12 protein-coding genes are annotated in these 13,395 nt (G+C 69.5%); 1 reads left to right on the top strand and 11 read right to left on the bottom strand.

The window, feature by feature from the left end; all coding sequences use genetic code 11:
- Positions 1-34 precede the first annotated feature (34 nt).
- From coaBC to IWX89_RS10490, 11 genes are all read right to left on the bottom strand, one after another.
- Entirely contained in the window at positions 35-1,246 is a 1,212-nt protein-coding gene (coaBC, locus tag IWX89_RS10540; protein WP_196903527.1) for a bifunctional phosphopantothenoylcysteine decarboxylase/phosphopantothenate--cysteine ligase CoaBC, read from the bottom strand.
- A gap of 27 nt (positions 1,247-1,273) precedes the next feature.
- A complete protein-coding gene (gene rpoZ, locus IWX89_RS10535; protein ID WP_134506697.1) occupies positions 1,274-1,531 on the bottom strand; it encodes a DNA-directed RNA polymerase subunit omega in 258 nt (85 codons plus the stop codon).
- Between the two features lie 126 nt (positions 1,532-1,657).
- Entirely contained in the window at positions 1,658-2,578 is a 921-nt protein-coding gene (gmk, locus tag IWX89_RS10530) for a guanylate kinase (protein ID WP_196903526.1), read from the bottom strand.
- Positions 2,571-3,458, bottom strand: coding sequence for an orotidine-5'-phosphate decarboxylase (gene pyrF, locus IWX89_RS10525; RefSeq protein ID WP_196903525.1), 888 nt, complete (start codon positions 3,456-3,458; stop codon positions 2,571-2,573). The genes gmk and pyrF overlap by 8 nt, the downstream gene beginning before the upstream one ends.
- Entirely contained in the window at positions 3,455-6,742 is a 3,288-nt protein-coding gene (carB, locus tag IWX89_RS10520; RefSeq protein WP_196903524.1) for a carbamoyl-phosphate synthase large subunit, read from the bottom strand. Before carB ends, pyrF begins: the two co-directional genes overlap by 4 nt.
- Positions 6,742-7,878, bottom strand: a complete 1,137-nt coding sequence (gene carA, locus IWX89_RS10515) for a glutamine-hydrolyzing carbamoyl-phosphate synthase small subunit (RefSeq protein WP_196903648.1) — start codon at positions 7,876-7,878, stop codon at positions 6,742-6,744. Before carA ends, carB begins: the two co-directional genes overlap by 1 nt.
- A gap of 70 nt (positions 7,879-7,948) precedes the next feature.
- Positions 7,949-8,491 carry a hypothetical protein gene (locus IWX89_RS10510; protein WP_196903523.1) on the bottom strand — a complete coding sequence of 181 codons (543 nt, stop codon included), beginning with the start codon at positions 8,489-8,491 and terminating at the stop codon, positions 7,949-7,951.
- On the bottom strand, positions 8,484-9,833 hold the full coding sequence (locus IWX89_RS10505) for a dihydroorotase (protein WP_196903522.1): 1,350 nt from the start codon (positions 9,831-9,833) through the stop codon (positions 8,484-8,486). Before IWX89_RS10505 ends, IWX89_RS10510 begins: the two co-directional genes overlap by 8 nt.
- A complete protein-coding gene (locus IWX89_RS10500; protein ID WP_196903521.1) occupies positions 9,834-10,784 on the bottom strand; it encodes an aspartate carbamoyltransferase catalytic subunit in 951 nt (316 codons plus the stop codon).
- Positions 10,781-11,362, bottom strand: a complete 582-nt coding sequence (gene pyrR, locus IWX89_RS10495) for a bifunctional pyr operon transcriptional regulator/uracil phosphoribosyltransferase PyrR (protein ID WP_196903520.1) — start codon at positions 11,360-11,362, stop codon at positions 10,781-10,783. Before pyrR ends, IWX89_RS10500 begins: the two co-directional genes overlap by 4 nt.
- Positions 11,363-11,467: 105 nt before the next feature.
- Positions 11,468-12,301, bottom strand: a complete 834-nt coding sequence (locus tag IWX89_RS10490; protein WP_196903519.1) for a bifunctional 2-polyprenyl-6-hydroxyphenol methylase/3-demethylubiquinol 3-O-methyltransferase UbiG — start codon at positions 12,299-12,301, stop codon at positions 11,468-11,470.
- A gap of 147 nt (positions 12,302-12,448) precedes the next feature.
- On the opposite strand from IWX89_RS10490, the gene IWX89_RS10485 reads away from it, so the two are divergent.
- A partial coding sequence (locus tag IWX89_RS10485) for a DUF222 domain-containing protein (protein WP_196903518.1) occupies positions 12,449-13,395 on the top strand: 947 nt, incomplete at its 3' end.

Genomic DNA, 13,395 nt, shown 5'->3' with positions numbered 1-13,395 from the left:
ACCGGTCGGCTCAGCGTTGATCAGCTGAGCCTGCTCAGCTCAGCAGGTCGAGGATGCTCTCGGCCACCGACATCTTGCTGCCGGAGGCCTCAATCACTATATCTCCGTGGCGGTTGAGCACCCGGACCTCATTACGTTCGGAGGCGAAACCCTCGGTCCAGCCCACCATGTTGAGGACGAGGTAGTCGCAGCCCTTGCGGGCGGCCTTCTCCCGGCCGAGTTGGAGCAGCAACTCCGGGTCGGCCTCGGTCTCGGCTGCGAACCCGATGACGACCTGCCCTGGCTTCCGGGCGGCGGCCAGCCCGGCGAGGATGTCGGGGTTGCGCACGAGGGTGAGCACGAGGGTGTCGCCCGTGTCGTCCTTCTTGATCTTGTCGGCGCGCACTTCGGCGGGCCGGTAGTCGGCCACGGCGGCCGCCATGATGATGACGTCTGCCTCGGCCGCCGCCTCGGTCATCGCCCGTTCGAGGTCGGCCGCGGAACCGGCCAGGCGCACGTCGACGTTCGTCGGCGCGGGCACCTCCAGGTTGGCGGCGACGAGGACGACCTCGGCCCCGCGGGCCACGGCCGCCTCAGCCAGGGCGACGCCCTGTTTGCCGCTGGACCGGTTGCCGAGGAACCTCACCGGGTCGAGTGGTTCCCGGGTTCCCCCGGCGGAGATGACGATCCGTTTCCCGGCCAGGTCGCCAGCGGCGCCTCCGCGGTCGGCTACGGCCAACGCTGCGAGGGCCGCGGCGACGATCGTGTCCGGCTCTTCCATCCGGCCCGCCCCGGAGTCGGCGCCGGTGAGCCGGCCCGTCCCCGGACCGACGACGACGACGCCGCGTTCGCGCAGGGTTGCGACGTTGGCCCGGGTGGCGGCGTTGTTCCACATCTCGGTGTGCATCGCCGGTGCGATCACCAGCGGCGCTGTGCTGGCCAGGATGGTGTTCCCGAGCAGGTCGTCGGCCAGCCCGCAGGCGAGTTTGGCGATGGTGTTCGCGGTGGCCGGCGCGACGACGATCAGGTCGGCGGACTGGCCGATGGCCACGTGCCGCACCTCGGCGACCCCCTCGTAGAGGTCGGTGTGCACAGGGTTGCGCGAGATGGCCTCGAGGGTGGGTCGGCCGACGAAGCGCAGGGCGGCCGGCGTGGCGACGACGTGCACGGAGTCCCCGCGCAACACAAAAGCGCGCACGATGTTGACGGCCTTATAGGCAGCGATGCCCCCGGTGATCCCGACGACGACCGTGCGACCTGACGACATCCTGCGCGCTCGAGTATGCCCGGTCGGCTACTCGACGATGGGGCGGGAGACGAGCTTGTCTTCGTTGATCTCGCGCAGCGCGACCGACAGGGGCTTGTCGTCGACGGTGGAGTCGACCAGCGGTCCGACGTTGTCGAACAGGCTGCCTTCGTGCAGGTCGGCGTAGTAGTCGTTGATCTGACGAGCGCGCTTCGACGCGAAAACCACGAGGGCGTACTTGGAGTCGACCTTGGTCAGCAGGTCGTCGATGGGCGGGTCAATGATGCCAGTGGGCTTGTTGGCCATTGGTGTCACTCCTTCAGAGCGGTTCGTGCTGCGGGGTGATGCCGCAGCGGGTAGCGGTGGTGCGGGTGACGCTGGATCGGCTGGACGGGCGAGTGTCGGCACGTCTCAAACACGAAAAATCGGGCGCTAAGGCAGCTGGGGTGCCTGACGCAGATTCATCAAGTCTACGACCTCCCGGGCGGCCTCGGCCACGTCGTGGTTGACGACACGGAAATCGAACTCCTCCTGGGCAGCCAATTCGAGCTTCGCGGTCTCCAGCCGACGGGCCTGCTCGGCCGGGCTTTCGGTGCCGCGGCCGATCAGGCGGCGCACCAATTCGTCCCAGGTCGGCGGCAGCAGGAAGACCAGCCTGGCCTGCGGCATCGAACGTCGCACGGCGCGGGCGCCCTGGATGTCGATCTCGAGCAGGACGCTGTCGCCGCGGGCCAGCGCCGCCTCGACGGGGCCGCGCGGGGTGCCGTACCGGTAGGCGTTGTGCACGACCGCCCATTCGAGGAGCTCGCCTGCCTCGACCATCCGGTCGAATTCGGCGTCGTCGACGAAGAAGTAACTCACTCCCTCGACTTCTCCCGGCCGTGGCGCCCTGGTGGTGGCCGAGACGGACAACAGCACCTGGGGATAGTGCTCGCGGATGTACCCGGCGACGGTTCCCTTGCCCACCGCCGTCGGCCCGGCGAGCACGACGAGCCGGGCAGGCGATGCGCCCCGCCGCACCCTCGACCGGCTCGTCAGGAAGTCACGCAGCCGGTCACGCTGGTGCTTGCCCAGGCCGCCGAGACGCTTGGACGGCGAGATCTCCAACTGGCTCATGATGCGTCGCATCTTGGTCACGCCGATGGCCGGGATGCTGATCAGGAACTCGGTCACGCGCAGGCGCCCCTCGACGCCGTCGGGGCTGCTGATCGCGGTCGACAGCACCTCGAGGGCCGAGCGCTTCTCGTGCGCGATTTGGTCTTTCACGGCCGCGCGGGCGCGCCTGGCGGCCACGGCGGCGCGCGAGGCGGCGACCCGGTCGACGTCGGGTGGGGTAGGGCGATTCTCAGCCACGGGCCGCTCCAGCTTCAAGTACTCGGCGCGCTATCGTCTCGGCAATTCGGCGGGGACCGGCCGAAAGAACGCTACGCGATTCACTCACGATAACGCCTTGAGCGTACCCCCCGTACAAGTTCCTCACATCTGATACCTGCGCGCCCTGGTGGCCGAAGCCGGGAGCGAGGATAGGAGTGAGCGCCCGGGCCGGCGCGACGGTCAGGTCGACCCCGAATGCCGCCAGGTCGAGGGTCGCGCCGAGCACGACGCCGAGGGAGCCGATCCTGTGGGTCGGGTGCTCCGCATTGCGCGCCGCGACGTCCTCGAAGATCGCGCCGGCCACCGTGAGGCCGGCCTGTCCCCCGCCGGCCAGAACCGCCTGCTGAATCGCCTCGGCCTCGGGGTTCGAGGTGGCGGCGAGCAGGAACAGCCCTTTGCTCTCCCGCTCGGCCTGGGCGATGACGGCGGCCAGGGAGCCGACGCCCATGTAGGCGTTCACGGTGATGGCATCCACCTCGAGCGGCGAGCCGCCGCTGAGCCAGGCCTGCCCGTAGGCCTCGGCGCTGGTGCCGAGGTCGCCGCGCTTGACGTCGGCGATGACGAGGAGACCGGCGGCGCGGGCATCCGCCAGCACGCGTTCGAGCGCGGCGTAGCCGGCCGAGCCGAAGCGCTCGTAGAAGGCGACCTGGGGTTTGACGATTCCCGCCTGCCCGGCGCAGGCCTCGACCACCGTGCGCCCGAAGGACTCGGCGCCGGCCGCGGAATCCGGCAGCCCCCAGTCGGCCAGGAGCCAGGCGTGGGGGTCGATGCCCACGCACAACGGGCCGCGCGCGGTGAAGACCGCGTCCAGGCGGTCCCCGAACGACGCGGCGACCGCCGCGGACGGATCGTGGCTCACAGGGCGTTCGTCCGGGTGGTGGCGTACTCCTGCAGCGAGGTCACCTCGAAGCCACCTCGGATGGCGTCGATCGAGGCGACGGCGGCGCTCAATTCGGCGATCGTCGTGAACAGCGGCAGGTCTCCGGCGACGGCGGCGGCGCGGATCTCGTAACCGTCGGCGCGCGCGGTGCGACCGCCGGGGGTGTTGATGACGATCTGCACCTCCTCACGGCGGATCAGCTCGACGATCGACACGTCATCCGCGCCGCTCTTCTCGCTGAACTTGGTCACGATCCGGGCGCGGATGCCGTTGCGCTGGAGGACCTCCGCGGTGCCTTCCGTCGCGGCGATCTCGTAGCCGAGCTGCTGCATCCGCAGCATCGGCAGGATGATGGCCCGCTTGTCCCGGTCGGAGACCGAGACGAAGACGGTTCCGCTGAGCGGGATTCCGCCGTAGGCGGCGAGCTGGCTCTTCGCGAACGCCCGGGGGAAGTCCCGGTCGATGCCCATGACCTCGCCGGTGGAGCGCATCTCCGGGCCGAGCACGGAGTCGACGACCAGGCCGGCCGGGGTGCGGAACCGGTTGAACGGGAGCACGGCCTCCTTGACGGCGACGGGCGATTCCATCGGCACCCGGGACCCGTCGATGAGAGGCAGTTTGCCCTCGGCCTTGAGCTCGGCGATGGTCTTGCCCACCATGATCAGCGACGCGGCCTTGGCGAGGGTGATGCCCAGCGCCTTGGCGACGAACGGCACCGTGCGGGAGGCGCGCGGGTTGGCCTCGAGCACGTAGAGCACCCCGGCCCCGATGGCGAACTGCACGTTGAGCAGGCCGCGCACGCCGATGCCCCTGGCGATGCCGAGGGTGGCCTCGCGGACGCGGTCGATCTCGGCGCGGCCGAGGGTCACCGGCGGGAGGGTGCAGCTGGAGTCGCCCGAGTGGATGCCCGCCTCCTCGATGTGCTCCATCACGCCGCCGATGTAGAGCTCGGTGCCGTCGAAGATGGCGTCGACGTCGATCTCGATCGCGTCGTCGAGGAACCGGTCCACGAGCAGCGGATGCGACGGGCCGATGATGCCCTGGCCGGCCATCCTGGTGAAGTAGTCGGCCAGCGAGGCGCTGTCGTAGATGATCTCCATGCCGCGGCCGCCGAGCACGTAGCTCGGCCGCACGAGCACCGGGTAGCCGATCTCCTCCGCGACGACGACGGCGCCGGCGAAGTCGGTCGCGACGCCGTTGCGCGGCGCGAGCAGGCCGGCCTGGTCGAGGATGCCGGAGAACAGTCCGCGTTCCTCGGCGAGGTCGATCGCTGCCGGCGAGGTGCCCAGGATGGGGATCCCGGCTGCCTCGAGGCCCTTGGCCAGGCCGAGCGCGGTCTGGCCGCCGAGCTGCACGACCACGCCGACGAGTTCGCCGCTCTGGCTCTCGGCGTGGATCACCTCGAGCACGTCTTCGAGGGTGAGCGGCTCGAAGTAGAGGCGGTCGGAGGTGTCGTAGTCGGTGGAGACCGTCTCGGGGTTGCAGTTGATCATGATGGTCTCGTAGCCGGCCTCCGAGAGCGCGAAGGACGCGTGCACGCAGGAGTAGTCGAACTCGACGCCCTGCCCGATCCGGTTCGGGCCGGAGCCGAGGATGACGACCTTCCGGCGGTCGCTGGGCACGACCTCGGTCTCCTGGTCGTAGCTGGAGTAGTGGTACGGGGTGAGCGCGGGAAATTCGCCGGCGCAGGTGTCGACGGTCTTGAAGACCGGGCGCACGCCGAGGATGTGGCGCACCTTGCGCACATCCGCTTCGCCGAAGCCGCGGAGCTCGCCGATCTGGGCGTCGGAGAAGCCGTGGTCCTTCGCGGTGCGGAGGATGTCGGTGTCGAGGCGCTCGGCGGCGGCGATCTCGGCGGCGATCTCGTTGATCAGCACTATCTGGTCGATGAACCAGGGATCGATCTTCGTGGATTCGAAGACCTGCTCGATGGTCGCGCCCTTGCGGAGCGCCTGCTGCACCGTGACGATGCGGCCGTCGGTGGGCACGGCGGCGACGAGGAGCAGCTCCTCGAGGCTGCGGGTCTCGGCGCCCCAGTGGAACGAGGATCCGCGCTTCTCCAGCGAGCGGAGCGCCTTCTGCAGGGCGGAGGCGTAGTTGCGGCCGATCGCCATGGCCTCACCGACGGACTTCATGGTGGTGGTGAGGCGGGGGTCGGCGGCCGGGAACTTCTCGAACGCGAACCGGGGCACCTTGACCACGACGTAGTCGAGGGTGGGCTCGAAACTGGCCGGGGTGACCCCGGTGATGTCGTTGGGGATCTCGTCGAGCCGGTATCCGAGCGCGAGCTTGGCGGCGATCTTCGCGATCGGGAAGCCGGTGGCCTTGCTGGCCAGGGCCGAGGACCGGGACACCCGCGGGTTCATCTCGATCACGATGATCCGCCCGTCGGCCGGATTGATCGCGAACTGGATGTTGCAGCCGCCGGTGTCGACGCCGACGGCGCGGATGATGTCGATGCTGAGGTCGCGCAGCTTCTGGTATTCGCGGTCGGTCAGGGTCAGGGCGGGGGCGACGGTGATCGAGTCACCGGTGTGCACCCCGACCGGGTCGACGTTCTCGATCGAGCAGACGACGACCGTGTTGTCGGCCGTGTCGCGCATCATCTCGAGTTCGTATTCCTTCCAGCCTAGGATGGATTCCTCGAGGAGAACCTCTGTGGTCGGGCTGTGGTGCAGGCCGTCGCCGACGATCCGGCGCAGCTCCTCCTCGGTGTAGGCGAAGCCGGAGCCGAGGCCGCCCATGGTGAAGGAGGGGCGCACGACGAGCGGGTAACCGAGGTCTTCCGCGAACGCGACGGCTTCATCGACGGTGTGCGCGATGTGGGAGCGGGCGACGCCGCCGCCCAGGTCCTGCACGAGCTGTTTGAAGATCTGGCGGTCTTCGCCCTTCTGGATCGCGTCGAACGACGCGCCGATGAGTTCGACTTCGTATTTCTCGAGGATGCCGCGCTCGTGCAGCTGGATGGCCGCGTTGAGGGCCGTCTGGCCGCCGAGGGTCGGCAGGATCGCATCCGGTCGTTCCTTGGCGATGATCGTCTCGAGGATCTCGGGGGTGATCGGTTCGATGTAGGTGGCGTCGGCGAAGTCGGGGTCGGTCATGATCGTGGCCGGGTTGGAGTTGACCAGGATCACCCGCACCCCCTCCGCCCGCAGCACCCGGCAGGCCTGGGTGCCGGAGTAGTCGAACTCGCAGGCCTGGCCGATCACGATCGGTCCGCTTCCGATGACAAGGACGCTGTTGATGTCGTCGCGCTTGGGCATTACTTGGCGTCTCCTGCTCCGGCGGCCGCGATATGCGCGACAACCACGTCCCTGAACCTGTCGAAAAGATACTCGGCGTCGTGCGGGCCGGCCGCCGACTCCGGGTGGTACTGCACCGAGAAGGCGGGGATGTCGAGGCAGCGGATGCCCTCGACCACCTGGTCGTTGAGGCTGTAGTGGCTGACCTCGACCCGGCCGAATCCGGTGCGGGAGTCGCTGATCCCCTCGATCGGCATGTCGACGGCGAAGCCGTGGTTCTGCGAGGTGATCTCCACCCGGCCCGTGGTCTTGTCGAGCACCGGCTGGTTGATGCCGCGGTGCCCGAACGGCAGCTTGTAGGTGCGGAAGCCGAGGGCCCGGCCGAGGAGCTGGTTGCCGAAGCAGATGCCGAAGTACGGCACGCCCGCACGGAGCACCTCCTGGAGGAGGGTGACGTGGGCGTCGGAGGCGGCCGGGTCGCCGGGGCCGTTGGAGAAGAACACGGCGGACGGGTCCAGCGAGAGCACGTGCTCCGCGGTGACCGACTGCGGCAGCACGAGCACTTCGAAGCCGCGCTCGGCGAGGTGGTTGAGGGTGGAGGTCTTCACGCCGAGGTCGAGCACCGCGACCGAGCCGATCCGCTCCCCCTTCGCCGGCACCGAGAACGGTTCGACTGTCGACACCTCGTCGGAGAGGTTGCGGCCGCGCATGGCCTGGCCGGAGCGCACCAGTTCGAGCTGCTCGCCGTCGGAGAGGCCGAAGGCGTCGCCGGAGAAGATGCCGGAGCGCATGGCGCCGGCCGAGCGGATGTGCCGAGTGATCGCCCGGGTGTCGATCCCGCTGATCCCGACCACGCCGCCGTCTTGGAGGTCGTCGTCCAGGGGCCGGGTCGAGCGGAAGTTGGAGGCGATTCGGGCGGGTTCGCGCACGACGAATCCGGACACCCAGATCCGGCGGGACTCCATGTCCTCGTCGTTCGCGCCCGTGTTGCCGATGTGCGGCGCCGTCATCAGCACGATCTGCCCGGCGTAGGACGGGTCGGTGAGGGTCTCCTGGTAGCCGGTCATCCCGGTGGCGAAGACGATCTCGCCGAGAGTCCGTCCGCGGCTTCCGTAGGCACGGCCGACGAAGCGGCGGCCGTCCTCGAGCACGAGCACGGCGGGATCCGTGGTGCGGGTGTTCGGCCGGCTGGTGTCCGGGTGGTCCAGGGTCGCTGCGTTGCTCACGCTACGCCTCGCTTTCGTCGTGCGCGGCCGGGCTCAGGGCTCCGGCAGCAATGGTTCGGATCGCGTCGTTCACGGTGGCGCGGTCACTGGGGTCGATGATGCGGAGGTAGCTGTCGACGATCTCGCCGGTCTCGTCGGCCGGGGCGTTCAGCCGCCAACCGAGCAGGAGCAGGCCGTCTGATTCGACGGCCCGGTCGATCGTCCAGGTGGCGGCTTCGAGCAGTTCGATGGCGTCGGCCGGGATGAACACGACTTCCTCGCCGGCGAGGGAAAGGAGGACGCCGGCCTCGGTGACGGTGACGACTGACCTGGCCCGGAACCCGAGCCCGCGTATGTTCAGGCGTTCGAGGGGTGTCCCCCGCCTGGTGGTGGCCACATAGAAGGCCGCCGCCGACGCCAGCTCCGGGCTGGTCTCTCCGGGCAGCGGGTAACCGGCCGGCAGGGCGGCGTCGCGGCGTCCGCGGGCCCGCCAGCTGCGCATCATCAGGGCGAGCAGCCCCAGCAGCACGAGCGCCGTGATGACAGTGGGGATGGTCCTATCCATGGTTGTTCTCCCGTTCCGACGAGATTTCGGCGGCCGGTCGCAGTGCGCCGTCCAGCACCGTCGCGTAGCCGCGGTGGAACGTCGCGAGCACCCGGCCGGGGAGCGTCATGCTCAGGTACGGCGAGTTGGTTCCCTTGCCGGCGAGGTCGGCCCGCCCGAAGACCCGGCTGGCGGCCGGGTCGTAGAGGGTGAGCTCCGCCGGCGCTCCGACGACGAGTCCCTGGCCCTGGCCGGTGACGCGGCCGATCCGCGCGGGCGTGGCCGAGAGCACCCGGGCGATGTCCGCCCAGTCGAGCAGTCCGCTCTGGACCACTGCGGCGTGCACGACGGACAGGGCGGATTCGAGGCCGACCATGCCGTTGGCCGCGGCATCCCATTCGCAATCCTTGGCCTCGACCGGGTGCGGGGCGTGGTCGGTGGCGACGATGTCGATGGTGCCGTCGGCAAGTCCGGCGCGCAGCGCCTCGACGTCTTCGCGGCGGCGCAGCGGCGGGTTGACCTTGAACCGGGCGTCGTAGCCGCGCACGAGGTCTTCCGTCAGCAGCAGGTGGTGCGGGGTGGCTTCGGCGGTCACGTTGATGCCGCGGGCCTTCGCCCAGCGGATGACGTCGACGGACCCGGCGGTGGAAACGTGGCACACGTGCAGGCGGGAACCGACGTGCTCGGCGAGCAGCACGTCGCGGGCGATGATCGACTCCTCGGCGACCGCGGGCCAGCCGGCCAGTCCCAGTTCGCTGGACAGGGCGCCCTCGTTCATCTGGGCCTTCTCGGTGAGCCGCGGCTCCTGGGCATGCTGCGCGATGACTCCGTCGAACGCCTTGACGTATTCGAGGGCGCGGCGCATCAGGAGCGGGTCGGCGACGCAGAACCCGTCGTCGGAGAACACCCGCACGCGCGCCCGGCTGGTCGCCATGGCGCCGAGTTCGGCCAGCCGCTCCCCCGCCAGGCCGACGGTCACGGCGCCGATCGGCTGCACGGTGACGTAGCCGGCCTGTTCGCCGAGTGCGAGGACCTGTTCGACGACGCCGGCGGTGTCCTGCACCGGGGAGGTGTTGGCCATGGCGAAGACGCTGGTGAAACCGCCCATTGCGGCAGCCTGGCTGCCGGTGAGAATGGTCTCGCTCTGCTCGTAGCCCGGCTCGCGAAGGTGGGTGTGCAGGTCGACGAGCCCGGGCAGGGCGATCAGCCCGTCGGCGTCGACCGTGGTGGCGCCGGCGCGGGAGAGGCCGGGGCCGATCTCGGCGATCCGTCCGCCGTCCAGGACGAGGTCGGCGCGGGTGCCGTCGGGGAGCGTGGCGCCCCGGATGAGCCAGGGCGTGCCTGGGGTGCTATCGCTGGGCATTTAGGAATCCTCCCGGTCACCGGACATAAGCAGGTACAGCGCCGCCATCCGCACGGAAACCCCGTTCGCCACCTGTTCGAGCACAGTCGACGCGGCCGAATCGGCAGCCGCCGAAGAGATCTCGAGGCCGCGGTTCATCGGGCCGGGGTGCATGACAATGCTAGTCGGAGCCAGCCGGGCGAATCGCTCGTCGTCGAGACCCCAGCGACGCGAGTACTCGCGGCTGTTCGGGAAGAAGGCCGCGTTCATCCGCTCGGACTGGATCCGCAGCATCATGATCACGTCAGGCTTCGCGGCGATCGCCGCGTCGAGGTCGAACCCGACGTCGGCGGGCCAGCCGGACATGTCCATCGGCAGCAGGGTCGGCGGGGCGACGAAGGTCACTCCCGCGCCGAGTGTGGTGAGCAGCCACAGGTTGGAGCGGGCCACCCGGGAGTGCAGCACGTCCCCGACGATGGTGACGCTCACCCCGTCGAGGCCCTTGCCGCGGGAGGCGGCGCCGTGCAGCCGGCGGCGGATCGTGAACGCGTCGAGCAGTGCCTGGGTGGGGTGTTCGTGGGTGCCGTCGCCGGCGTTGATGATGCCGGCGTCGATCCAGCCGCTGGCGGCGAGCACCTCGGGGGCGCCGGAGGCCGGGTGACGGATGACGACGCCGTCGGCTCCCATCGCGGCCAGGGTCTGGGCGGTGTCCTTGAGGCTCTCGCCCTTCGACACGCTCGATCCCTTCGCGCTGAAGTTGATCACGTCGGCGCTGAGCCGTTTGGCGGCGGCCTCGAAGGAGATCCGGGTGCGGGTGGAGTCCTCGAAGAAGAGGTTCACCACGGTCTTGCCGCGCAACGTGGGCAGTTTCTTGACCTCACGGTTGGCGACGTCGGCCATGTCCTCGGCGATGTCGAGCAGCCCGATCGCCTCGGCGCGGCCCAGTGCCTTGGTCGAGAGCAGGTGCTTCATCGGGTGGCCTCCTCGTCGTGGCTGGTCGCAGCATGGTCGACCGGCGCCCCGCCGTCGATGCTGACGAATTCGTCGCCGTCGACCTCGAGCAGGTGCACGTTGATCCGCTCGGCCGTGGAGCTGGGCAGGTTCTTGCCGACGAAGTCCGCCCGGATCGGCAGTTCGCGGTGACCGCGGTCGACGAGCACGGCCAGGCGCACGATGGTGGGGCGACCGTGGTCGCCGAGCGCGTCGAGGGCGGCGCGGATGGTGCGACCGGAGTAGAGCACGTCGTCGACGAGCACGACCGTGGCCCCGTCGATGCTGCCGGGCACCAGGGTGCGGGACGGGGTCCGGGTGCGAGTGTGGGCCAGGTCGTCGCGGTACATGGTGACGTCGAGGGAGCCGACCCGCACATCCGTCGCCGTGGGTTCGATCCTCTGGATCGTCTCGGCGATCCGCTGGGCGAGCACGACGCCCCTGGTCGGGATGCCCAGGATCACCAGCTTGTCGGGGCCTCGATTGGACTCCAGGATCTCGTGCGAGATCCGAGTCAACGCTCGGGCAATGTCAGCCTGGTTCAGCACGGTGCGTGCCATAAACCGGACCTCCTTCCCCGCCTCACCGGACGGTTGTTAAAGGATGTCTGTCGGGGTTCAGCCTAGCAGCGCCGGCGGTTCCTCCGTTCGCCGCGGCCGAGAGCCTCAACGCAGCGGCTTCACGGCCTGGATCGTGTAGCTCAACGGCGCGACCCCGGCCCGCGCGTCGAGGGCGTACTCGCCGTCGCCGCGCCGAAGCATCTGCCCGGGAAGCGCCTCCCACGGAACGCTGTCGTGTTCGACAAGCATGGTGAGGTTGAGGCCCACGCCCAGCAGCGCGGTCACGATCTCGCCGAGACCGTGGTTCCACTCGAACGTCTTCGTGGCCGTGATCGGCCGGTCGGTCTCGACATAGCTGGAGTCGTCATCCCATTCGAGCGGCTCCTCCTGCTCGAAGTAGGGAAAACGCAGGTGCAGGTCGTCGGCGATCCTCTCGTCCATGGTCCACAGGATTGGATGGCCCTCACGCAGGAAGAGCCGTCCGCCCGGCGCCAACAGGCCACACACCACGGCCGCCCAGCGGTCGATGCTGGGCAGCCAGCAGAGCGCCCCGATCCCCGTGTAGACGAGATCGAAGGTCTCCGGCTCGAGCACCGACAGGGCCGAGTAGACATCCGATTCGACGAAGTCGACCTGGTCGCCGGTGTCCGCAACGAGGGCACGCGCCTCAGCAAGGGCAACCGGGGAGAAGTCCAATCCCGTGACGCGCGCACCGAGTCTGGCCAGGGAGAGAGTGTCGGTTCCGATGTGACACTGCAGGTGCACCGTGCGCAGCCCGGCGACATCCCCCAGCCGGTCGAGGTCGAAGCGCACGATTTCCGACAGGAGTCCGGGGTCGTCAACATAGCGCTGAACGTTGTAACCCAGTCCGTTTCGCGCGGCGTGGGCCGCCGCGCGATCGTCCCAGTTGGCGCGATTCGTGTCCAGATGGTGCTGCATCGTCGTCCTCTTCCCGCTCGGCGTCGGCGAGCCCACCAGACTATGTGACCGCGTCCACTCCGTGCCACCGAATACTGAATCCAATGTTCGATCAAACAAACACGAGTAATACTCGTATGTATGTTCGAATTGTGGTATTCTGGGGTCATGGCAGGAACCCCTGATCCCAGTGCCACCACCGCCTTCCCCGAGGCGGATGCCGGCGCGGGCGGTGGTGTGGGCGGCGTTGCGACGGGTGCCGAGGCGGATGCCGGTGGGGCGGATGCTGCGGAGGTATCGCCGGTGCAGCGTCTGGCCGCCCTGCAGGCGATGGTGGCGGGCGCGTTGGCGGCGGTGCCGTTGTCCCGGTTGAGTGATCTGGACACGGTGGCGGTGCTCACCGTGGTGGAGGGGCTGGGCCGGAGCATCGATGCGGCGAGGGTGGCAGCCGCCGCGGAGGTCGGCAGCCGGGCGGTGCGAATCGCGCCGGGCCGTTCCCAGCCGGGGCTGCCGGCCGCGCTGGGGTGCCGGGACGGCCTGGAAGTGGTCGTGCGGGCGACCCGGATCTCGGTGCGGGAGGCCAAACGCCGGTCCCGGCTGGGCGGGTTCGTCACCGCCCGCACCGGGGTCGGCGGTGTCCTGCCGCCGTTCTACCCGGCGGTGGCTGCCGCACTGACCCAGGGCGAGCTCGGGCTGGAGGCGGCGGAGGTGATCGTGACCGGGCTGGAGCAGATCAGCGCCCGGGTCGCCCCCGACGACCTGCACACCGCCGAGCGCGCCCTGGTTGCGTGCGCGACCGGCGCGGTGACCGACGAGACCCAGGGTCTGCCCGGCGAGGGCCTCGCGTTCAGCCCGGACATCCTCCGCGGGATCATGCTGCAGTGGCAGGCCCGGCTCGATCCCGACGGGACGGCCCCGACCGAGCCCGTGCTCGAAAGCCGCAGCACCCTCGGCTTCGGCCTGTTCAAAGACGGCCTCTACCCGCTCCGCGGCGGTGTCACCCCCGAACTCCGCGGCATCATGAACGTGCTCTTCGACAGCTACCTCTCCGCCCGGGCCGCGCCCGCGTTCCCCACCCAGGAAGAACAGGCCCGGATCGACGCCGGAGCCCTGAT

Source organism: Cryobacterium sp. MP_M3 (assembly GCF_015752155.1).
Lineage (GTDB): Bacteria > Actinomycetota > Actinomycetes > Actinomycetales > Microbacteriaceae > Cryobacterium.
Note: the sequence above shows the minus strand (reverse complement) of the source record. Positions and strands in the feature narration are given on the sequence as shown.